We start from the raw sequence: 19,854 nt of genomic DNA on the forward strand, positions 1-19,854 counted from the left end.
TAGTCAGGTGAGTGATATTCGAAATCCCGTGACGGTTGCTTATCGCGGGGTCGGCGGAAGGAACGGGAAAATGGCCGGAGAATCCACCAAGATTGACGTGCAGCGTCTCTACAACGACGAGTCGGGCGAGTCGCATTTCATCGACGAGACCATGGAGGTCACCGCGATGAACTTCGCGCCGCCCGCGCCGCCCATCTACGTGTCGGACGGCGTGCCGGCCAAGCAGGTGGTCTACCTGTTCCTGCCCGCCGGGTACACCGGGGACTTCCACCCCGCGCCGCGCCGGCAGATCATGACGCTGATCAGCGGCTCGCTGGAGTCGACGGTGAGCGACGGCGAGACCCGGCGGTTCAGCCCGGGCAACACCATGCTGGTCGAGGACACCTCCGGGCCCGGCCACTCGACGCGGGCCCTCGCGGACTGCGTCATGGTCGTCTCCCAGCTGGACTGACCGGCGCCCGCAGCGTAACCCCGGAAGGTCACCGGCATGCGACCCACCACGCTCGCCCGCAGGGCGGCCGCCTTCGTCTCGGCGGCCGCCCTGGCCACGGGCCTCCTGACCGCCGCCGGCCCGCCGGCCGGCGCCACCTCCGTCTGGTCCACCGGCGTCACCGGCACCGACGGCGTCACCTACACCGCGACCAACCACCTCACCGCGGCGGCCGCCGGCCCGGGCCGGCAGTGGCTGCTGGCCTGGGCCGGCCCGGCCGTCCAGCCCGCCCCCGACTTCCTGGCCGTCATCGACGCCACCCCCGGCTCCCCGTCGTACGGCAAGGTGGTCAACACCGTCACCATCGGCCCGAAGACCGGGAACGAGCCGCACCACCTGCAGTACGTCTGGCACAAGGGCGACCGGCTCTACGCGGGCGGCATCATCTCCGACACCACCCTGGTCTTCGACGCCAAGGAGCTGCCGGCGCTGCGCCTGGTCGGGGTGAACAGCCCGGCCGACACGCCGTGCGGCACCCTGCCGGACGCCTTCCACGTGCTCAGCGACGGCACCGCCTACGGCACCTACATGGGCGGGCCGGACGTCACCGGGCCGTGCACCTACACCAACGGCGAGACGCGCGTCGGCAACGGTGCGGCCGGCTCGCCCGGCGAGATCGTGCGGATCGGCCCGGACGGCCGCACGCTGGCCGAGATCCCGGCGGCCACCGCCGAGGGCGAGGACCCCGAGCAGTGCGGGAACATCCCGGCGCTGCCCGCGGCCACCTGCGCCAACCCGCACGGCCTGGCCGTGCGCGAGGACCTCGGCGTGATGGTGGTCAGCGACTTCGCCGAGGCGCGCAACTTCATGACCCCCGACTCGCCGCTGCAGGAGAACCTGGCCCGGCAGACGGTGCGCGTCTTCGACATAGCCGACCGGAACGACCCGAAGCTGAAGTCGGTCACCAAGGTGAGCGACGGGCCGCGCGGGCCGCTGGAGCAGCACGCCTTCTTCCGCGAGTCCCGGGTGGTCATGGAGGTCGCCACCACCAACCGGCGCGAGCACCGGGGCGCGTTCGTCTCCTCGATGGCCGGTGGCGCGATCTTCTACACCCCCGACATCACCGCGGCCGAGCCGAAGTGGCGCGAGGTGATGGACGACACCGCCGCCTACCGGCGCTTCCACCCCGACGGGTCGGTGCGCGGCGGCGGCGACAACTCCAGCTGGCTCGCGGTCAGCCCGGACGACCGCTTCCTGTTCCACGCGGTCATGGGCCAGTCGGTGCCCTACGGCACCCCGATGGACCGGACGACCGGCATGGTCTACGTGCTGGACATCCGCAAGCTGCTGGCCGCCGGCGGCAAGGCGCGCTGCTCGGTGGACCGCCTCGCCGAGGTGTACGCCGGCGGCGACGAGCGGGACTGCCCGGAACTGGCCGGCGTGGTGCCGATCCGCGACACCACCGCGGGCGGGCCGCACTGGGGCACCATGGACACCTTCCGGCGCGGCCCGGGCGGCGTCTACCGGGAGACCGACCAGGTACGCCGGCTCGCGGTGGCGAACTACTTCGTGGCCGGCTCGTTCGGCGGCGGCGGCGACCACCGGGTCTGCATGTTCGACCTGACCCCGGCCGGCCGGGTGTCGCTGGACACCACCTTCCGCGACGAGAACACCGGGCGGCCGTGCGTCGCCTTCGACCGGGCGTCCTGGCCGCACGGCGACTACGGCGACAGCCAGCCGCACGGCGTGCTGTTCGCGGTGAGCGACGGCGTGCTGCGATGAACGCCGCACCCGCACTCCAGGCGCTCGCGGACGTGGCCGGCGGCCACGGCCACGGGCGCCTGGCCCCGCCCGGGATGACCGGGCCGCTGCTGCTGGCCGGGGCCGCCGCCCTGGCCGGCGTCGCGGCCGGACGGCTGCTGGCCCGCCGTGGCCTGTTGCCCCGCAGGCACGCGGCGTGGCTGTGCGCCGTCGCGCTGGCCGTCCCCTTCCTGGTCGTCCCGGCCACGGCCGCGACGCCCGGTGGCCCCGCCCCGGCCACCGGGCGCCGCGGCGGCGCCGACGCCGCCGAGTGCGCCAGCGCCGAACTCGGCGCGCTGGCCGCCGGCGGGCGGGCGCCGGCCGGCTGCCCGGCCGACCGGCTGGCCGCGCCGGACGCCGCCGCGCTGCGGTCCATCGTGCGGTTCCTGGCCGGCCGCGGCGAGCGGGCGGTGGCACTGGCCGCCGACGGCTCCCCGCGCGGCGCCGCGGCCGCCGCCGAGGTCCGCGCCGCCGCCGCCCGCGCCCGGATCACCGTCACCGCGCCTGATACCGCACCTGGTACCGCGGCCGGCGCGGCACCTGGCTCCGCATCCGTCACCGCACCTGGCTCCACCGCCGGCGCCCCGCCTGGTACCGCGTCCGGCTCCACCGCCGGCGCCGTACCTGGCTCCGCGTCCGGCGCCGCGCCTGGTACCGCGTCCGGTGCGGTCCGGCGGCCGCTGATCGTGGTGGGCGGCTGGACCGCCGCCGGCGAGGCGGTCCGCGCGGTCGCCGCCGGCCGGCTGGTCGCGCAGGGCACCTACCTGGCGCCCTGGCTGCTGGCCGCGCCGCTGCTCGCCCCGAGCGCCGGGCAGCTCATCCCGCTCCGGTACGCTCCCGGCGACGCCGGCCCGGCCGCCTACCTCGCCGCGCTGGCCGAGCTGCGGCCCGGCGAGCCGGCCACCTCCTCCGGGTACGCCGCCTGGCGGCGCGCCCGCGGCGAGGTGCGCACCGGCCCGGCCACGCTGTATGCCGCCGCCCGCCTGTACGTTCCGGGCTCGGGTGGCCTGGCGGTACCCGGCGCCGGCGCGGCCGGGGGAGCGGCGGCCCAGAACGCGGCGGCGGGGAACGCGGCACCCAGGAACACGGCGGCCGGGAACACGGCGGCCGGGAACACGGCCGCCGGAAGAGCGGCGGCCGGGAACGCGACGGCCGGGAACGCGACGGCGCATCACGGGACCGGCGGCTGGCTGCCCAACGGCATGATCATCCCGGTCAGCGGTCCGCTGGACGACCGCTGACCCGGCGCATCGGACTCCGTCCCGCCGCCGGGGCGCCGGTCCTGGACCGGCGCCCCGGCGGGGTGGACAGGCGAAAGGCGCCCCGGCCGGTGGTCGGCCGGGGCGCCGGGTACGCCGCGGGTCAGCCCTTGACGTAGCCCATGCCCTCGACGATCTGCCCGTCGCGCAGCCGCATCAGGTTCACCCCGCGCACCGAGTCGGCGTCGGTCGGGCCCCAGCGCAGCCGCCAGCGGATGACGGCCCGCTCGCCGGCCACCCAGATCTCCTCGGGCTCGAAGCTGCCCGCGCCGGCCGCGATGCCCGACCAGAACTCCCGGCAGGCGGCCCCGCCCACGTGCCGCGAGCCGTCCGGCGCCGGCCCGGAGTTCTCCAGCACGCAGTCGTCGGCGATCAGCCCGTCCAGCAACGCCGGGTCGTGCTTCAGGAAGGCGTCGTTGAATTGGTTGATCACGGCCAGCGTCTTTTCTTCGGACATGACAGGTCCGCCACCTTTCCATAGAACGAGAGGGGAACAACACACCGGGCCGGGACGAGCCGCCGCCGGCCGGGCGGAGAGCCGGGGAACACCCTACGGCGTATCCGCTGAACCCACCCTAGAATTACCGGCGCACCACGCGCAATCCCGGGAATTCCACGGACGGAATACGGTCAGCGGAATGTCAGCGCCCGGACCTTACCGTTTTATCCATGACTCACCTCGATAGTGCTCCTCTGGACCTTGCCTATCGCCAGGCGGTCGATTATCTGGCCGGTATCGGAAACCGTCCGGCGGGCGCCACGGCCGACCTCGGTCACCTGCTGAAGCTGTTCGGCGGCCCGCTGCCGCCCGGGCCGGTCCCGGCGGAGGACACCGTCGAGCTGCTCGGCCGGGCCGCCGCCGAGGGCGGCATCCCCGCCGCGTCCGGGCCGCGGTTCTTCGGCTATGTCACCGGCGGCACCCTGCCGGTCGCGGTCGCCGCCGACTGGCTGGTCGCGGCCTGGGACCAGACCGCCAGCCTGTACAACCTGTCGCCGGCCATCGCGGTCGCCGAGCACGTCGCCGCCCGGTGGGTGGTGGAGCTGTTCGACCTGCCGGCCGGCACCTCGGTGGGCTTCCCCACGGGCTGCACCATGGCGCACATGACCGCGCTGGCCGCCGCCCGGCACCACCTGCTCGGCCGGCTCGGCTGGGACGTGGAGAACGACGGGCTGCGCGGCGCGCCGGAGGTGCACCTGGTGGGCGGCGCCCAGCGCCACATGACCATCGACATGGCGCTGCGCTACCTCGGCTTCGGCTCCGGGAACGTCAAGGTGGTCCCGGTGGACGGGGCCGGCCGGATGCGCCCGGACGCGCTGGCCGAGACCCTGGCCGGCTGCGACGGCCCGGTGATCGTCTGCACCCAGGTGGGCGACGTGAACTCCGGGGCCATCGACCCGGTGGGCGAGATCTGCGACATCGTGCACCGCCGGGACGACGCCTGGGTGCACGTGGACGGCGCGTTCGGGCTGTGGGCCAAGGCCAGCCCGGCGCTGCGCCCGCTGGTCGCCGGGGTGGAGAAGGCCGACTCCTGGGCCAGCGACGCGCACAAGTGGCTCAACGTGCCCTACGACTGCGGCATCGTCATGGTCGCCCACCCCGAGGCGCACCGCGCGGCGATGCTGAACGAGCGGGCCGGCTACCTGCCCGCCCCGGCCGACGGCGAGCGGGACGCCATCGAATGGGTGCCGGACTTCTCGCGCCGCGCCCGCAGCCTGCCGGTCTACGCGGCGCTGCGCACGCTCGGCCGGTCCGGCGTGGCCGAGCTGGTCGACCGCTGCTGCGCCTTGGTGCGCCGCTTCCGCGACGGCCTGGCCGGCGTCCCCGGCGTCGAGCTGCTCAACGACGTCGTGCTGAACCAGCTCATGGTCCGGTTCGGCGACGACGACGCGGTCACCCGCGAGGTGATCGCCCGCATCCAGCGCAGCGGGGTGTGCTGGTTCGGCGGCACCACCTGGTACGGCCGGGCCGCCATGCGGATCTCGCTGGTCAACTGGCGGACCACCGAGCAGGACGTGGACCGCTCCCTCGAGGTCGTCAAGGACGCGCTCGCCGCGGTCACCGCCGGCTGAGCCGCCGTCCGCCCCGGCGCCGTCCCCCGTCACCGTCCCCCCCACGTCTCCGTCCCGTCCCGGAAAGGTCGCCGCAGATGGCGAGAACAGCGACAACCGCCCCCGCGCCGGCCGCGCGCGACGAAGGCCAGTGGGCGCTCGGCTCCCGCGAGCCGCTCAACGCCAACGAGCGCGTCAAGCACGTCGAGGATCCGCTGCTGGTCCGCGAGCGGATCGAACGCGTGTACGTGCGCACCGGCTTCGCCGGCATCGACCCCGACGACCTGCGCAACCGGTTCCGCTGGTGGGGCCTGTACACCCAGCGCCGCCCCGGGATCGACGGCGGCGGCACCGCGGTGCTGCCGCCCGAGGAGCTGGACGACGAGTACTTCATGCTCCGCGTCCGGGTGGACGGCGGCCGGCTCGACCTGGCCCAGCTGCGCGCGATCGCCGAGGTGTCCACCCGGTACGCCCGCGACACCGCCGACATCACCGACCGGCAGAACATCCAGTTCCACTGGATCCGCGTGGAGGACATGCCGGATATCTGGCGCATCCTGGAGGCGGCCGGCCTGTCCACCACCGAGGCGTGCGGCGACTGCCCGCGGGTCGTCCTCGGCAGCCCGGTGGCCGGGGTGAGCGCCGCCGAGGTACTGGACGCCACCCCGGCGATCGAGGAGATCACCGCCCGCTGGATCGGCGACCCCTCGCTGTCCAACCTGCCGCGCAAGTTCAAGTCGACCATCTCCTGGCTGGCCGACGTCCCCTACGAGGCCAACGACATCGCCTTCGTCGGCGTCGTGCACCCCGAGCACGGCCCGGGGTTCGACCTGCGCGTCGGCGGCGGCCTGTCCACCTCGCCCATGCTGGCGCAGCGGCTCGGCACGTTCGTGCCGCTCGCCGACGTGCCGGACGTGTGGCTCGGCGTCATCCGGCTGTTCCGCGACTACGGCTACCGGCGGCTGCGGCACCGGGCCCGGCTGAAGTTCCTGGTCGCCGACTGGGGGTCCGAGCGGTTCCGCCGGGTGCTGGAGGAGGAGTACCTCGGCCGCCCGCTGGCCGACGGCCCGGCCCCCGAGCTGCCGCCCGCGCCGATCGACCACATCGGCGTGCACCGGCAGCGGGACGGCCGGTACTACGTCGGCGCCGCGCCGGTGGTCGGCCGGGTGTCCGGCACGGCGCTGGCCGAGCTGGCCACGATCGCCGAGCGGCACGGGTCGGGCCGGATCCGGCTCACCCCGTACCAGAAACTGCTGGTGCTGGACGTCGCCGACCCCGCGCCGCTGGTCGCCGACCTGCGCGGCATCGGGCTGGAGGCCGAGCCGTCGCCGTTCCGCCGCGCCACGATGGCCTGCACCGGCATCGAGTACTGCAAGCTCGCCATCGTCGAGACCAAGGGGCGGGCGGTCACCCTGGTCGCCGAGCTGGAGCGGCGGCTGGCCGGCCTGCCGGTCGAGATCAGCGTCAACCTCAACGGCTGCCCCAACGCCTGCGCCCGCACCCAGGTCGCCGACATCGGCCTGAAGGGCCAGCTGGTCGTGGACGAGAGCGGGCGGCGGGTCGAGGGCTTCCAGGTGCACCTGGGCGGCGGGCTCACCATGGCCGCCGGGCAGGAGGGCGGGTTCGGCCGCAAGCTGCGCGGCCTGAAGACCACCGCCGCCGACCTGCCGGACTATGTCGAGCGCCTGGCACGGCGCTACCACGCCGGCCGCACCGGCCCGGCGGAGACCTTCGCCCGGTGGGTCGCCCGGGCCGACGAGGAGGAGCTGAGATGACGGTGACCACGGGCGCCACCCGGGACGGGGCCAACCTGGCGGCGCTGGCCGCCGCCGCCGGCCGGGAGCTGGAGGACGCCCCGGCCGAGGAGATCGTGGCCTGGGCGGCCGGCGAGTTCGGCGCGCGGTTCTGCGTGACCAGCTCGTTCGCCGACGCGGTGCTGGCGCACCTGGCCTCCCGGGTCGCCCCGGGCGTGGACGTGGTGTTCCTCGACACCGGGCTGCACTTCCCCGAGACGCTCGCCGTCCGCGACCAGGTGCGTGCCACGCTGCCGGTGCGGGTGCGGTCGGTCCGGCCCGCGCGGACGCTCGCCGAGCAGGACCGCGACCACGGGCCGCGGCTGTACGCCCGCGAACCCGACCTGTGCTGCCACCTGCGCAAGGTCGAGCCGCTGGAGCAGGCGCTGGCCGGGTACGACGCCTGGGCGGCCGGCCTGCGACGCGAGGAGTCGCCGAGCCGGGCGGGCACCCCGGTCGTGCACTTCGAGCAGGCGCGGGGCAAGGTCAAGGTCAACCCGCTGGCCCGGTGGACCGCCGCCGACGTCGCCGCCTACATCGAACGGCACGGCGTGCCGGTCAATCCGCTGATCGGCCGGGGCTACGCCTCGGTGGGCTGCCGCCCGTGCACCCGGCCCACCGCGCCGGGCGAGGACCCGCGCGGCGGCCGGTGGGCCATGTTCGACAAGACCGAGTGCGGCCTGCACACCGCCACCTGAGCGGATGCCGGCCGGTCCGGACGGGACCCGCCGGCACCCGGTCGATGAAGAGCACGGCCGCCGGGCCGGCCACCCGGCGGCCGCCGAAGCCGCGGGCCCATGCGGCGGGCGCGCGCGCCGAAGCGGCCGGCACCCGACTCTCCGGGTGCCGGCCGCCGGTCACGATGACGCGCCGCCTCGCCGCTCCCGTCCCGCCTCCTGCGTGCGGGAGACGGGAGCGGAAACGCGATCAGCGGGCGCCGGCCGGGTTCATTCGCCCGCGCGCAGGCCGGGGGAGCACTTGTAGCCCAGGATCAGCACGTCCCGCACCGCCGGCCGGGAGGCGTCCCGCGCGGTGACCGGGGTGACCGCGTGCAGCACCTGGCGGTCCGCCCAGAACATGGTGTCCATCCGGTTCTCCAGGCAGAACTCGGTGACCAGCTCCTTGCCCGCGTCGTACACCTGGGAGTGCCCGCCGTCGGCGTTGGTGCGCGACATCAGGTGGATGGCCCCGAAATCCACCTCGTCACGGTGCGGGCCCTCCGGCGTCGGGTCGCCGAGCTCGTTCGGGGTGGTGATGATCCGGAACTGGTGGCACTGCACGTCCCACGGCAGGTGGCGCTCCCGGTCCGACACCGGGAACTGCGCGAAGTCGAACTCCAGCAGCTCGGCCAGCAGCGGGTTGGCCAGCGTGGACGGGGTCAGCCCGGCCACGTCGCGGTCGATGCCGCCGGCGTACTCGTTGGCCGACATCGACTGGAAGTACGGCCGGTGCGGGCGCAGCCGGATCGTCCCGGTGGCCGGCAGGTAGTAGAACCGGTCGTAGCGGCGCTCCCGGAAGGTCGCCCCGTCCTTCAGGTACCGGTCGGTCTCCAGATGGTCCCACTCGCCGGCCAGCGCCGCCGCGTGCCGGCGCATCGCCGGGTCGATCTTCAGCTCGTGCTCGCGCAGCAGCGAATAGCCCTGGGCGCGCAGGTCGTCGCGGACTGGCATCGCCATCCTCCTGACAGGTCACCGGCATTTTCCATGAACGCTCGACCCGACAATGGCACGGCCGCGCTGATATCTAACTGACGGCGGGTCCGCCGATAAATGACCGGGCCGGCGGCCGGCATCGGAAAACGGCCGGACGTCAGTTTCTCGTCAGCCGGTCGTCACGCGCGCGGTGATGTACTGAGCCCGGCATCGGGAGGGAATGACAAAATGGCGTCGATGATCGAACGTCTGGAATCGCTGCCCAGGTCGGAACGGCGGGCCGCGCTGGAATCCGTCGTGACGGAACAGTTCAGGGCCGCGCTTCTCATGACCCCCGACGAGGAACTCCCGACGGCGGCGAGCTATTTCGACCTGGGATTGACCTCGCTCGGACTGGCCGACGTGAAACAGCGCCTGGAGACGCTGATCGGCCACGGGATAAGCAGCACCGTCATGTTCAACAGCCCCACCGTCGAACGGCTGATGGCGTATCTCACCGGCGAGGTGCTGGCCGCGCTCTTCCACGAACCGCGGCCCGAGACGTCCGGCGTCCCGGCCCCGGCCGCCCCGGCCGGCGACGAGCTGTGGGACGACGTGCTCGGCTCGCTCTACCGGACGTGACCGCGCGGCCGGCGACACCGGCCGCGGCACCGGCACCCAGACGACGACAAGGAGGCGCGGCCATGGCCGACCCTGCCGCCCGGACCGGCGAGGAAGAGCTGCGCGCGGCGCGGGAGACCATCCGCGGCCAGCGCGAGGCGCTCGGCCGGTTCCTGCTGGAAAAGCACGAACCCATCGCGATCATCGGGGCCGGCCTGCGGTTCCCCGGCGGCAACGACACCCTGGACGGGTTCGCCGCGTTCCTGCGCGCCGGCCGCTCCGGCATCGGCCCGCTGCCCCGCGACCGCTGGGACCCCGCCGCGACCCCGCCGGACGACCCGGCCGAACCGGGCGGCATCATCGCGACCGGCGGCGGCTTCCTGGACCGGGTCGACGAGTTCGACGCCCGCTTCTTCAACATCTCGCCACGCCAGGCCCCCTCCATCGACCCGCAGCAGCGGCTGCTGCTGGAGACCGCCTGGGAGGCGCTGGAGAGCGCCGGCCTGGACGCGGCGCGGCTGCGGCACGGCAACGGCGGCGTCTACGTCGGCGCCTCCCCGGTGGACTTCACGCTGGAGCTGGCCGGGCTGGCCGACGCCGACCTGGCCGGCGACCTGGCCACCGGCATGGGCGCCTACTCGCTGTCCGGCCGGCTGTCGTACTTCCTCGGCTGGCGCGGGCCGAGCCTGACCACCGACACCGCCTGCGCCGCCTCGCTCACCGCGCTGCACCTGGCCGTCGCCGGGCTGCGCCGCCGGGAGACCGACGTAGCGCTGTGCGGCGCGGTCAACGTGCTGCAGCACCCGCGCACCTTCGCCATCCTGACCGCCGGGAAGATGCTCGCCCCGGACGGACACTGCAAGACCTTCGACGAGGCCGCCGACGGCTACGCCCGCGCCGAGGGCTGCGGCGTGCTGGTGCTCAAGCGGTTCACCGACGCCCGGCGCGACGGCGACACCATCCTCGCCCTGGTCCGCGGCACCGCCATCGGCCAGGACGGCGAGAGCGCCGGCCTCACCGCGCCGAACGGCACCGCCCAGGAGGCCGTCATGCGCGCCGCCCTCGCCGACGCCCGGCTCACCCCCGCCGACATCCAGTACGTCGAGGCGCACGGCACCGGCACCCCGCTCGGTGACCCCATCGAGATGGGCTCCATCGACGGGGTGTTCGGCCCCGGCCGCGACCCGGCCGCGCCGCTGACCGTGGGCTCGCTGAAGTCGAACCTCGGCCACATGGAACCGGCCGCCGGGATGGGCGGGATCATCAAGGTGCTGCTGCAGATGCGCGAGGGCGCCTTCTTCCCGCACCTGATGGACACCCCGAGCGGCCGCATCCCCTGGGACGCCTACCCGGTGACCGTGCCGCGCGAGTGCCGGCCGTGGACGGCCCCGGTCCGCCGGGCCACCGTCAACGGCTTCGGCGTCGCCGGCGCCATCGGCGTCGCCGTCCTGGAACAACCACCCCCCACCCCCACGGCCCCCGCGGGTACCGGTTCGGAGCGGGAGGCGCACGTGGTGACCCTCTCGGCCCGGAGCCGTCCGGCGCTGGCCCGGCAGGCCGAGGCGCTGCGCGCGCACCTGGCCGCGCATCCGGAGGTGTCGGTCGCCGACGTGTGCCGCACCCGTAACACCGGCCGCACCCACTTCCGGCACCGGCTGGCCGGCGTGGTCCGCGACCGCGCCGAGCTGGACCGGCTGCTGGCCGCCCCGGTGGACCCCGGCGACCCGGCGGAGGCCGCCACCCGGGTGGCGCTGCTGTTCACCGGGTCCGGCGCGCAGTACCCGGGCATGGGCGCCGCGCTGTACCGGCGGTACCCGCGGTTCCGCGCCGACGTCGACGCCTGTGACGAGCTGTTCGCCGCGCACCTGGGCCGGTCGATCACCGGCGTCATGTTCGGCCGGGACGCCGACGCCGGCCAGGTGCTGGCCGGCACCCGGTTCACCCACGCCGCGCTGTTCACCCTGGAGTACGCCCTGGCCCGGCTGTGGCTGTCGTTCGGCGTCCGGCCGGCGCTGCTCATCGGGCACAGCGTCGGCGAGATCGCCGCCGCGACCGTCGCCGGGCTGTTCACCCTGCCGGACGGGGCCGCCTTCCTGGCCGCCCGGGCCGCGCTGATCGAGTCGGTCACCGAGCCGGGCGGCATGGCCGCGGTGGACGCCCCGCCCGCCGAGATCCGCCCGCTCATCGAAGCCTGGCCCGACCTGGGCGTCGCCGCCGACAACTCGCCCGGCCAGTGCGTCATCTCCGGCGGCGCCGCCTCGCTCGCCGCCGCCACCAAGGAACTGGCCGGGCGCGGCCTGGCCGTCACCTCGCTGCCGGTCGCCGCCGCGTTCCACTCGCCGCTGATGGCGCCGCTGTCGGACCGGCTGCGCGCCGCGCTGGCCGGCGTCCGGTTCGGCGAGCCCGAGTACACCATCGTCTCCACCCTCACCGGCGCCCCCGCCGCGCCCGGCGAGATGGCCTCGGCCGAGTACTGGGTGCGCCACCTCAACGAGACGGTGAACTACACCGGCGCCGTCCAGGCCGCCGGCGACCGCGGGCCGCACGCCTTCCTGGAGGTCGGCCCGTCCGGCGCGCTCGCCTCGCTGGGCCGGCGCTGCCTGCCCGGCGGCGGCCACCGCTGGCTGAGCAGCCTGGACCGCCGCGACCCCGAGGGAACGAGACTCCAGCACGCGCTCGCCGGGCTGTACGGCGCCGGGCTGGACCTGGACTGGCCGGCGGTGCACGAAGGCGGGCCGGGGCGCCGGATCGCACTGCCGGCCTACGCCTTCGACCGTGCCGCCTATCGCCTCCCCGCCGCCCGACCCCCGGCGGGCCCGGCCGGCGGCCTGCTCGGCCGCGAACACACCCCCGCCAACGGCACCCGGGAGGCCACGGCTTCGAACGGCACCCGGGAAGCCGCCGGCCCGAACGGCACCCGAAAAGCCGCCGGCCCGAACGGCACGCAAGAGGCCACGGCCCCGAACGGCGCCAGGGAGGTGGCCGTCCCGGACGGCATCCGGGAAGCGACGGCCCCGCATGGCACCCGGAAGGTCGTCGTCCGGAACGGCACCCGGGAGGCCGCCCCGAGCGGCGTTCGCGAGTTCCGTACCCGTATCGGCACCGGCACCCCGCCCTACCTGGCCGACCACACCTCGCGGGGCCGGGCGTTCATGCCGGCCGCCGCCTACGTCGAGATGCTGCTGCAGGCCGCCGACGCGGTCTACGGCGACGCCCGGCGGCCGGTCCGGGACATCCGCCTGAACGAGGCGCTGTTCCTGGATGACCGCCCGGTGGAGCTGCGCACCCGGGTCCGCCCCGGCCCCGGCGGCCGGGCGGACGCCGAGATCGTCAGCGTCACCCCGACCGGCGAGGAACGCCGCCACGTCACCGCCACCATCGCCCCCGCGACCACCGGTCCGGCGGGCGTCGACCCGGTGATCACCAGTTCGCCGGGCACCGGCTCGGCGGGCGCCGGACCGGCAGGTGACGGGCCGACCGGGCCAGGGCCGACCGCTATCAGCCGGACGCCCGGTACCGCGCGCGAGCTGCTGGACCGGGCGGCCGCCGCCGGGCCGCCGGAGCGCGTGCTGGACGCCCCCGAGGTGTACGCCGCCTACGCCCGGGCCGGGCTGGACTACGGCCCGCGGTTCAGCCGGGTGCTCACGCTCGCACGGCACGGCGGCGACCTGGTCACCGGCCGGCTGCGCGGTGACGGCGCCGACCCCGCCGAGCACCTGCCGCCGCCGCTGCTGGACGGCGCCACCCACGGCCTGGCCGCGCTGGCCGACGACGGCCACGACTACATCGCGATCGCCATCGGCGAGGTGCGCGCGTTCCGCAAGCCGCGGGCCGCCGTGCTGGACACCGTCCTGCGGCTCGTCCCGGCGAGCGACGACCCGCGGGTGGCGTTCACCCTGGACGCGGTGCTGGCCGAGGAGGGCGAACCGGTCGCCGAGCTGACCGGCATGGCCTTCACCCGGCTGGCCCGCCGCCCGCCGGCCGCGCCGCGCGGGGCGGCGCGGCCCGGCGGCCGTACCCGCCCGGCACCCGCCGCCGCTGACCCGGTGGCACTGCGCGGCGCCCCCGGCCCGGCCCGTCGCACCGCGGTGCGCGCCCTGGTCCGGGGCGCCGTCGCCGGGCTGTTGCACATCGACGACGCCGAAAGCGTCGAGACCACCGCCACGTTCCTGGAGCTGGGCGTGGACTCGCTGGTGGCCATCAGGCTCAAGGACGAGCTGGAGACCGCGCTCGGGCTGCCGCTCTCCTCGTCCATCGTGTTCGACCACCCGTCGGTGGACGAGCTCACCGACCACCTCGACCGGCGGCTCACCCCCGAACCGGCCGAGGCGACCACCAGGTAGCGGACCGGCAGGCGCCGGTACGCCGATCAGGGGACGGCAATGGACGACCGCACCGACCACGCCACACGCACCGCATCCACCGGCCCGGACGCGGCCCGGCAGACCACGAGCGCCTGGCCCGGTACTTCGGCGGGAGAGCACCCCCGGCCGGCCGCGAACACCCGCGTCGAGCACGCCGCCCCCGCCGGGCCCGGTGCGCCGGACGAGGAGTGGACCCTGCCCGCCCGGGCGGCCTGGCACGCCCGTACCCGGCCCGACCACGTCGCGGTGGTCTGCGAGGACCGCGCGCTGACCTACGCGCGGCTGCACCGGGAGAGCAACCGGACCGCCCGCGCGCTGCTCGCCGCCGGCCTGCGCCCCGGCGCCCGGGTCGGCTATCTCGGCCGCGAGTCGGAGTACTACTACGATCTGGCGCTCGGCTGCGCCAAGGCCGGCACCGTGCTGGTGCCGGTGAACTGGCGGCTCACCGCGCCCGAGGTGGACCACGTGCTGCGCGACTCCGGCGCCGAGCTGCTGTTCGCCGAGGGGGAGTACCTGGACAAGGTCGCGGCGCTGCGCGGCGACCTGCCCGGCCTGCGGCACGTGGTCCGGATGGACGGCCCCGGGCACCTGGCCGAGGGTTTCCTGGCCTGGAAGGCCGGCCTGCCGGACACCGACCTGCCGATCACCGCGCGTCCCGGCGATCCGGTGGCCCAGCTCTACACCAGCGGCACCACCGGCCTGCCCAAGGGCGTGGTGCTGCCGCACCGCACCTTCTTCACCTTCATCGCCGACACCCGGCGCGAGGGCGTGGACTGGATCGACTGGCGGCCGGACGACCGCGGCCTCTGCTGCTTCCCCGGCCTGCACACCGCCGGTTTCGGGTGGTTCATGCACTCGTTCAACGCCGGGGCGACCACCGTCATGATGCGGTCGTTCGTCCCGGACGAGGCGGCCCGGCTGATCGAGCGGCACGCCATCACCACCATGTGGGCGGCCCCGGCGATGCTGCGCATGCTGCTGACCGAGCGGGGCGTCACCCGGGAGACGTTCCGCACCCTGCGCAAGGTGGTCTACAGCGGCTCGCCCATCGACCGGGAGCTGCTGCTGACCTGCATCGACATGCTCGGCTGCGACCTCGCGCAGGGCTACTCCTCGGCCGAGGCGGGCAGCTTCGTCACCTGCCTGGCGCCGTCCGACCACACCCCCGACAGCACGGTGCTCGGCTCGGCCGGCCGGATCTGCCCGGGCAACGAAATCAAGATTATGGACGAGGACGGCTCGCCGCTGCCGCCCGGCGAGATCGGCCGGGTCGCGGTGCGCAGCCCCGGCCGCTTCCTCGGCTACTGGCGCCGCCCGGAGGAGACCACCGCCGTGCTGAAGGACGGCTGGCTGCACATGGGCGACACCGGTTACCTGGACCGTGACGGGTACCTGTACCTGCTGGACCGGATCAACGACACCATCATCGTGGCCGGGCAGAACATCTACCCGGTCGAGGTGGAGAACGCGGTCCGCGACCACCCGGCGGTGGCCGAGGTCGCGGTGTTCGGCGTCCCGGACCCGCGCTGGGGCGAGGCGGTGCGCGCCGCGGTGGTGCTGCACCCCGGGCGGCGGGCCACCCCGCGCGAGCTGATGAAGTTCCTCCAGGGCCGGCTGGCCGGCTTCAAGATCCCTACCGGCTACCTGTTCGTGGACCGGCTGCCCCGCAACCCCACCGGAAAGCTCCTGCGCCGCGTCCTGCGCGACCAGCACGCCCCCGCTCCGGCCGCTCCGGCGGCACCGGTGAGCACCGGTGGGTAGCCTGCCGGCCGCCCGCGACTGGCTGCTGCCGGCCGCCGCCGACCCGGCCGCCGCCGCGCGGCTGCTGCTGTTCCACCACGCCGGCGGCGGCGCGTCGGCGTACCGGGAGTGGCCGGGACTGCTGCCCAGCGACCTGGCCGTCCAGCGCGTCCAGCTGCCCGGCCGCCAGGAACGCCGCCGCGAGGCGCCCTACGACCGGCTCGACCCGCTGGTCGCGGCGCTCACCGCGCTGCTGGCCGCCGAGCCGGACGGCCGCCCGTACGCGTTCTTCGGCCACTCCATGGGCGCGCTGCTCGCCTACCGGACCGCCGTGGCCCTGGAACGCGCCGGCCGGCCCGGCCCGGCGCTGCTCGCGGTGTCCGGCTGGGCCCCGGCCGGCGCCCCGGACCGCCCGCCGGCCGCCGCGATGACCGACGCCGAGGTGGCCGGCTGGATGCGCGCGCTCGGCGCGCTGCCCCGCGAGGTGGACGCCGACCCCGACGCGCTGGCCGCCGCGGTCCGGACGATGCGGGCCGACCTGGCGGTGTGCGAGAGCCACCGCGACGACGGTGCCCGGCTCGGCTGCCCGATCGTCGTCTACGGCGGCCGGGACGACCCGCTGGTCCCCGCCGGGGCCCTTCGGGAGTGGGCGGCGCGCACCGGCCGCCCGCTCGGCACCCGGATCTTCCCCGGCGGCCACTTCTTCCTGCACGACCACGGCCAAGCCGTCACGGCCGACCTCGTCTCGCTGCTGCGCCGGCACGCGGCGCGGTGACCCACCCAGGAGGACGCATGCTGCCCAAGCCCAATGAGTTCGCCGACCGCTACGTCAAGCTGTGGAACGAGGAGGACCCCGACGAGCGCCGCCGCGGCGTGGAGGAGTTGTACGCGCCGGACGCCTGCTACGTCTTCTACCGCCGCGACCCCGTGGTCGGCCGGGAGGCCATCCTGGCGCAGATGACCTACACCAAGGAGCTGTACGCCCCGATGGGCTACGCCTTCCGCTCGGCGCACAACGCGGTCGGCCACCACAACATCATCCGGCTCAACTGGGTGATGGTCATCGCCGCGACCGGCGAGATGGAGATGGCCGGCCAGGACATCGTCGTGCTGGACGCCTACGGGCGCATCCAGGCCGACTACCAGTTCCATGACCGGCTACCGACCTCGTTCGTCTACAACGACGGCTTCGACGAGACCGGCCGCATAACCCACCCCGCCCGCCCCCTCCCCACCCACTCCGCATAGCCCGGCGCCCGTACCGGGTGCGAGCCGGCCATGACGGATGTCGTGGCGGCCGGGGTGGGCGCTTTTGGAGTGTCGACCTCGCTGGCGCCGGGTGGCCTGGCCATCTAGCGGGCGGTCATGCGGCGCGGGGGGCGGTCATGCCGTTGACCGGGGTGATGGTCGTGGAGCGGGAGATCTGGTCCAGGTGGTCGGCGGCGTCGGCGGGGAGGTCGAGGGTGAGGCCGGTCAGGTTGGCGTGCAGTTGGTCGAGGGTGCGCGGGCCGATGATGACGGAGGTCACACCGGGACGGCCGGCCACCCAGGCGAGGGCCACCGCGGCCGGGGTGGCGCCGAGGCCGGCGGCGACCTTGCGCACCTCGTCGGCGATGTCCAGGTTCCGGTCGTTGAGCAGGGTGCCGGCCCAGGTGCGGGCGGCCGGTAGTGGGGAGTCCAGCAGCCTCCGCAGCCGGCTCTCCGGTTCTGGGGCCTCGTCCCGGCGGTAGCGGCCGGTCAGCACGCCGCCGCCGAGCGGGGACCACACGGCGGTGCCGAGGCCGTGCCGGCGGCAGGCGGGCAGGATCTCCGCCTCGATGCTGCGGGCCACCAGTGAGTACTGCGGTTGGAGGCTCACGAATGGTGTGCCGCCGATCCGGTCGGCCGCCCATTGCGCTTCGACGATCTGGGCGGCGGTGAAGTTGGAGCAGCCCAGGTAGCGGACCTTGCCGGACCGGACGAACCCGTCCAGGGTGGCCATGGTCTCCTCGATCGGGGTGCCGTCGTCCCAGCCGTGGCACTGGTAGAGGTCGAGGTGGTCGGTGCCCAGCCGGCGCAGGCTGGCCTCCAGCGCCCGGGTCAGGTGCAGCCGGGACAGCCCTCGGTGGTTCGGGCCGTCGCCCTGCGGCATGAACGCCTTGGTGGCCAGCACCACCGATTCGCGCCTGCCCCGCACCGCCCGGCCCACGATCTCCTCGGACTGGCCGCCGGTGTAGGCGTCGGCGGTGTCGATGAAGTTGTGCCCCGCGTCCAGGAAGGCGCCGATGATCCGGGTCGCTTCGGCCTCGTCGCAGCCGGCGAACGCGTGACCGGTGCCGAAGTTCATCGCGCCCAGGCAGGCCCGGGAGACCCGCAGCCCGGAACGGCCCATCGTCGCGTAGTCCATGCGTGCTCCTCTAAACTAACCGGATCAGGCGATCCGGTTACCTGGAAGACTATACGGATCAACTGTTCCGGTTAGCAAGGAGGCCGCATGCCCGATCCCTCTCGCCCGCTGCGCGCCGATGCCCGGCGCAACCGGGAACGGGTGCTGGCGGCGGCGGAGGTAGTGCTGGCCCGGGACGGCATGTCGGCGTCGCTGCGCGAGATCGCCCGTCAGGCCGGCGTCGGGCTGGCCACGATCTACCGGCAGTTCCCCACCAAGGAGGCGCTGTACGAGGAGATCGTGATCGGCCGGGTGCGCCGGCTGGTCGACCAGGCCGCCGCGCTGTCGGCCGCCGAGGACGCCGGCGCGGCCTTCTTCGGGTTCTTCACCAGCATCGTGGCCGACGCCACCCACAAGAAGGTGCTGGTCGACGCGCTCGCCGACGCCGGGGTGGACGTCAAGGCGCGGATGGGCGACCTCCAGCGCGCCATGGTCGACGCCATCGAGACGCTGCTGGACCGGGCCCGGCGGGCCGGTGCGGTCCGGGGTGACCTGGCCATGCCGGAGCTGCTGGCCCTGCTCGCCGCCGCCTGCCTGGCCGCCGAACGCAACCAGTGGGACGAGTCCCTGCGCACCCGCGCCCTGGCCATAATGTTCGACGGCTTCCGCCCACGTTGATCGGCATTAGTCACGGATCGCAGAGAAACGTCTAGCATGCCGCGCATGGCGGTAACCAAGGTCATCTCAAGGGTGGCGGCGGGCGGGCTGTTCCTGTGGATGGGATACCTGTCACTCGCCGGTCCGGCGATCGAGTTCAGCGGGGCCGGGGTGTCGGTGCGGTGCAGTCCGGTGACGTACTACCTCGGCTTCGACTACGACTCCGATGACCTCTACTCGACCGACATCACCCGGCTCACCTACCGGGTGGTCGCTGGAGAGCTGAAAACGGCCGGGGCGCCGGGGGACACCCACCAGAGGGTGAACACCTACTGCGACCGGGCGCGGACCGGCCGGGCCGCGCTGCTGGGTTTCCTGGCCGTGCCGACCGCCGTGCTGTCCACGTTCGCGCTCCGCGGCCGGCCGAAGGCGAACGGAGACGTCCGGGGGCCTACCGCGGCCTGATCTCGTGGTGTGGGCGGCACTCCATCCCGCGCTGGTCAGGAACCGGTGGTCCGGCTCAGCCGGGGCGCGGTGAGCTCTTCCTCGGGTGTCCGGCCGCTACGGATGAACACGGCGAGGGCGGTGAGGATCAGGCCGATCGCCGGCGGGACCGGGGAGAAGTCGTAGGCCGCCGTGAAGGTTCCGGCGAGGGCGGTCCGGTTGAGCGCCATCCAGGCGGCGATCGTCGGCAGCAGCGGGCCGCCCACGCCGGCGACCACCACCAGGGCGGCGAGCCGGCCCACCTTGGCGGCGTTGCCGGGGGCGAACGGGCGCCCCTGGAGGAAGGTCATGAGCAGTCGTTCGAGCAGCAGCGCGCCGGCGAACGCGCACAGGCCGGCCAGCAGCACATCGCCACGCGAGAGCGCCTGTTCGAGGACCGTGGAGCCCCACGCGTGCACAGGCAACTGGTCGGTGTCCAGTTTGACGCCGTACGGCATGTTCACGCCGCTCAACCGCAACTGGTCGGCCGTCCCGGCAGCCGGGTTGACCTGGATGCGCACGTAAGCGCCGGCCTGCGTGATGCCGTTGATCACGTATGCGATGCCCCACAGCGCCGCCAGACCGCCGAGGTACCGCATGAGGTTGACCACCGTGGGCTTCATGGCGCTCCCATCCCGACAGGCCGCTGCGACATGTGGCTC

Annotated in this window: 17 protein-coding genes; 13 read left to right on the top strand and 4 right to left on the bottom strand. The window is 74.6% G+C overall.

The window, feature by feature from the left end; all coding sequences use genetic code 11:
* Positions 1 to 70 precede the first annotated feature (70 nt).
* From Sru01_RS05785 to Sru01_RS05795, 3 genes are read left to right on the top strand one after another with little or no spacing between them, the layout of a single operon-like run.
* A complete protein-coding gene (locus Sru01_RS05785) occupies positions 71 to 451 on the top strand; it encodes a cupin domain-containing protein (RefSeq protein ID WP_203982815.1) in 381 nt (126 codons plus the stop codon).
* 36 nt (positions 452 to 487) lie between these two features.
* On the top strand, positions 488 to 2,212 hold the full coding sequence (locus Sru01_RS05790) for a selenium-binding protein SBP56-related protein (RefSeq protein ID WP_203982816.1): 1,725 nt from the start codon (positions 488 to 490) through the stop codon (positions 2,210 to 2,212).
* On the top strand, positions 2,209 to 3,471 hold the full coding sequence (locus tag Sru01_RS05795) for a hypothetical protein (RefSeq protein ID WP_203982817.1): 1,263 nt from the start codon (positions 2,209 to 2,211) through the stop codon (positions 3,469 to 3,471). The genes Sru01_RS05790 and Sru01_RS05795 overlap by 4 nt, the downstream gene beginning before the upstream one ends.
* 121 nt (positions 3,472 to 3,592) lie before the next feature.
* Here Sru01_RS05795 and Sru01_RS05800 read toward each other — a convergent pair whose 3' ends face one another.
* Entirely contained in the window at positions 3,593 to 3,946 is a 354-nt protein-coding gene (locus Sru01_RS05800) for a nuclear transport factor 2 family protein (protein WP_203982818.1), read from the bottom strand.
* 212 nt (positions 3,947 to 4,158) lie between these two features.
* Between Sru01_RS05800 and Sru01_RS05805 the strand changes: the two genes are divergently transcribed.
* The 3 genes from Sru01_RS05805 to Sru01_RS05815 all read left to right on the top strand — a co-directional run bounded on the left by Sru01_RS05805 (position 4,159) and on the right by Sru01_RS05815 (position 8,029).
* Positions 4,159 to 5,559, top strand: coding sequence for a pyridoxal phosphate-dependent decarboxylase family protein (locus Sru01_RS05805; RefSeq protein WP_203982819.1), 1,401 nt, complete (start codon positions 4,159 to 4,161; stop codon positions 5,557 to 5,559).
* A 77-nt stretch (positions 5,560 to 5,636) separates the two neighbouring features.
* Positions 5,637 to 7,313, top strand: coding sequence for a nitrite/sulfite reductase (locus Sru01_RS05810; protein ID WP_203982820.1), 1,677 nt, complete (start codon positions 5,637 to 5,639; stop codon positions 7,311 to 7,313).
* The gene (locus tag Sru01_RS05815; protein ID WP_203982821.1) at positions 7,310 to 8,029 is read left to right on the top strand and encodes a phosphoadenylyl-sulfate reductase; all 720 of its coding nucleotides are present in this window, start codon (positions 7,310 to 7,312) and stop codon (positions 8,027 to 8,029) included. The genes Sru01_RS05810 and Sru01_RS05815 overlap by 4 nt, the downstream gene beginning before the upstream one ends.
* Positions 8,030 to 8,278: 249 nt before the next feature.
* Here Sru01_RS05815 and Sru01_RS05820 read toward each other — a convergent pair whose 3' ends face one another.
* Positions 8,279 to 9,001 carry a 2OG-Fe dioxygenase family protein gene (locus Sru01_RS05820; protein ID WP_203982822.1) on the bottom strand — a complete coding sequence of 241 codons (723 nt, stop codon included), beginning with the start codon at positions 8,999 to 9,001 and terminating at the stop codon, positions 8,279 to 8,281.
* Positions 9,002 to 9,220: 219 nt separating this feature from the next.
* Here Sru01_RS05820 and Sru01_RS05825 point away from each other — a divergent pair, with 219 nt between their 5' ends.
* The 5 genes from Sru01_RS05825 (at position 9,221) to Sru01_RS05845 (ending at position 16,935) form a co-directional block, all read left to right on the top strand.
* Complete coding sequence (locus Sru01_RS05825; protein ID WP_203982823.1) at positions 9,221 to 9,604, top strand: acyl carrier protein; 384 nt, start codon at positions 9,221 to 9,223, stop codon at positions 9,602 to 9,604.
* A gap of 62 nt (positions 9,605 to 9,666) precedes the next feature.
* Positions 9,667 to 13,926, top strand: a complete 4,260-nt coding sequence (locus tag Sru01_RS36130; RefSeq protein WP_203982824.1) for a type I polyketide synthase — start codon at positions 9,667 to 9,669, stop codon at positions 13,924 to 13,926.
* A 39-nt stretch (positions 13,927 to 13,965) separates the two neighbouring features.
* On the top strand, positions 13,966 to 15,708 hold the full coding sequence (locus Sru01_RS05835) for a long-chain-fatty-acid--CoA ligase (RefSeq protein WP_203982825.1): 1,743 nt from the start codon (positions 13,966 to 13,968) through the stop codon (positions 15,706 to 15,708).
* Complete coding sequence (locus Sru01_RS05840; RefSeq protein ID WP_203982826.1) at positions 15,701 to 16,462, top strand: thioesterase II family protein; 762 nt, start codon at positions 15,701 to 15,703, stop codon at positions 16,460 to 16,462. Before Sru01_RS05835 ends, Sru01_RS05840 begins: the two co-directional genes overlap by 8 nt.
* A gap of 17 nt (positions 16,463 to 16,479) precedes the next feature.
* Positions 16,480 to 16,935 (top strand): Cif family virulence factor, encoded by a 456-nt coding sequence (locus Sru01_RS05845; protein ID WP_203982827.1) that lies wholly within the window; start codon positions 16,480 to 16,482, stop codon positions 16,933 to 16,935.
* Positions 16,936 to 17,050: 115 nt separating this feature from the next.
* On the opposite strand, the gene Sru01_RS05850 is transcribed toward Sru01_RS05845, so the two are convergent.
* Positions 17,051 to 18,073, bottom strand: coding sequence for an aldo/keto reductase (locus tag Sru01_RS05850; RefSeq protein ID WP_203982828.1), 1,023 nt, complete (start codon positions 18,071 to 18,073; stop codon positions 17,051 to 17,053).
* Positions 18,074 to 18,160: 87 nt separating this feature from the next.
* Here Sru01_RS05850 and Sru01_RS05855 point away from each other — a divergent pair, with 87 nt between their 5' ends.
* Both Sru01_RS05855 and Sru01_RS05860 read left to right on the top strand, forming a co-directional pair.
* Positions 18,161 to 18,730: a TetR/AcrR family transcriptional regulator gene (locus tag Sru01_RS05855; RefSeq protein ID WP_203982829.1), complete on the top strand. Its 570-nt coding sequence runs from the start codon at positions 18,161 to 18,163 to the stop codon at positions 18,728 to 18,730.
* Positions 18,731 to 18,775: 45 nt separating this feature from the next.
* Positions 18,776 to 19,174 (top strand): hypothetical protein, encoded by a 399-nt coding sequence (locus Sru01_RS05860; RefSeq protein ID WP_203982830.1) that lies wholly within the window; start codon positions 18,776 to 18,778, stop codon positions 19,172 to 19,174.
* Positions 19,175 to 19,209: 35 nt separating this feature from the next.
* Here the strand turns inward: Sru01_RS05860 and Sru01_RS05865 are convergent, their stop codons facing one another.
* Positions 19,210 to 19,815, bottom strand: a complete 606-nt coding sequence (locus Sru01_RS05865; RefSeq protein ID WP_203982831.1) for a hypothetical protein — start codon at positions 19,813 to 19,815, stop codon at positions 19,210 to 19,212.
* Positions 19,816 to 19,854: the final 39 nt, after the last annotated feature.

Source organism: Sphaerisporangium rufum, from assembly GCF_016863395.1.
Classification (GTDB): domain Bacteria; phylum Actinomycetota; class Actinomycetes; order Streptosporangiales; family Streptosporangiaceae; genus Sphaerisporangium; species Sphaerisporangium rufum.

Bases quoted from the DNA above. Each gene is read 5' to 3' on its own strand.
- Sru01_RS05785 (WP_203982815.1), top strand. From the start codon at position 71: ATGGCCGGAGAATCCACCAAGATTGACGTGCAGCGTCTCTACAACGAC.
- Sru01_RS05790 (WP_203982816.1), top strand. From the start codon at position 488: ATGCGACCCACCACGCTCGCCCGCAGGGCGGCCGCCTTCGTCTCGGCG.
- Sru01_RS05795 (WP_203982817.1), top strand. From the start codon at position 2,209: ATGAACGCCGCACCCGCACTCCAGGCGCTCGCGGACGTGGCCGGCGGC.
- Sru01_RS05800 (WP_203982818.1), bottom strand. From the start codon at position 3,946: ATGTCCGAAGAAAAGACGCTGGCCGTGATCAACCAATTCAACGACGCC.
- Sru01_RS05805 (WP_203982819.1), top strand. From the start codon at position 4,159: ATGACTCACCTCGATAGTGCTCCTCTGGACCTTGCCTATCGCCAGGCG.
- Sru01_RS05810 (WP_203982820.1), top strand. From the start codon at position 5,637: ATGGCGAGAACAGCGACAACCGCCCCCGCGCCGGCCGCGCGCGACGAA.
- Sru01_RS05815 (WP_203982821.1), top strand. From the start codon at position 7,310: ATGACGGTGACCACGGGCGCCACCCGGGACGGGGCCAACCTGGCGGCG.
- Sru01_RS05820 (WP_203982822.1), bottom strand. From the start codon at position 9,001: ATGCCAGTCCGCGACGACCTGCGCGCCCAGGGCTATTCGCTGCTGCGC.
- Sru01_RS05825 (WP_203982823.1), top strand. From the start codon at position 9,221: ATGATCGAACGTCTGGAATCGCTGCCCAGGTCGGAACGGCGGGCCGCG.
- Sru01_RS36130 (WP_203982824.1), top strand. From the start codon at position 9,667: ATGGCCGACCCTGCCGCCCGGACCGGCGAGGAAGAGCTGCGCGCGGCG.
- Sru01_RS05835 (WP_203982825.1), top strand. From the start codon at position 13,966: ATGGACGACCGCACCGACCACGCCACACGCACCGCATCCACCGGCCCG.
- Sru01_RS05845 (WP_203982827.1), top strand. From the start codon at position 16,480: ATGCTGCCCAAGCCCAATGAGTTCGCCGACCGCTACGTCAAGCTGTGG.
- Sru01_RS05850 (WP_203982828.1), bottom strand. From the start codon at position 18,073: ATGGACTACGCGACGATGGGCCGTTCCGGGCTGCGGGTCTCCCGGGCC.
- Sru01_RS05855 (WP_203982829.1), top strand. From the start codon at position 18,161: ATGCCCGATCCCTCTCGCCCGCTGCGCGCCGATGCCCGGCGCAACCGG.
- Sru01_RS05860 (WP_203982830.1), top strand. From the start codon at position 18,776: ATGGCGGTAACCAAGGTCATCTCAAGGGTGGCGGCGGGCGGGCTGTTC.
- Sru01_RS05865 (WP_203982831.1), bottom strand. From the start codon at position 19,815: ATGAAGCCCACGGTGGTCAACCTCATGCGGTACCTCGGCGGTCTGGCG.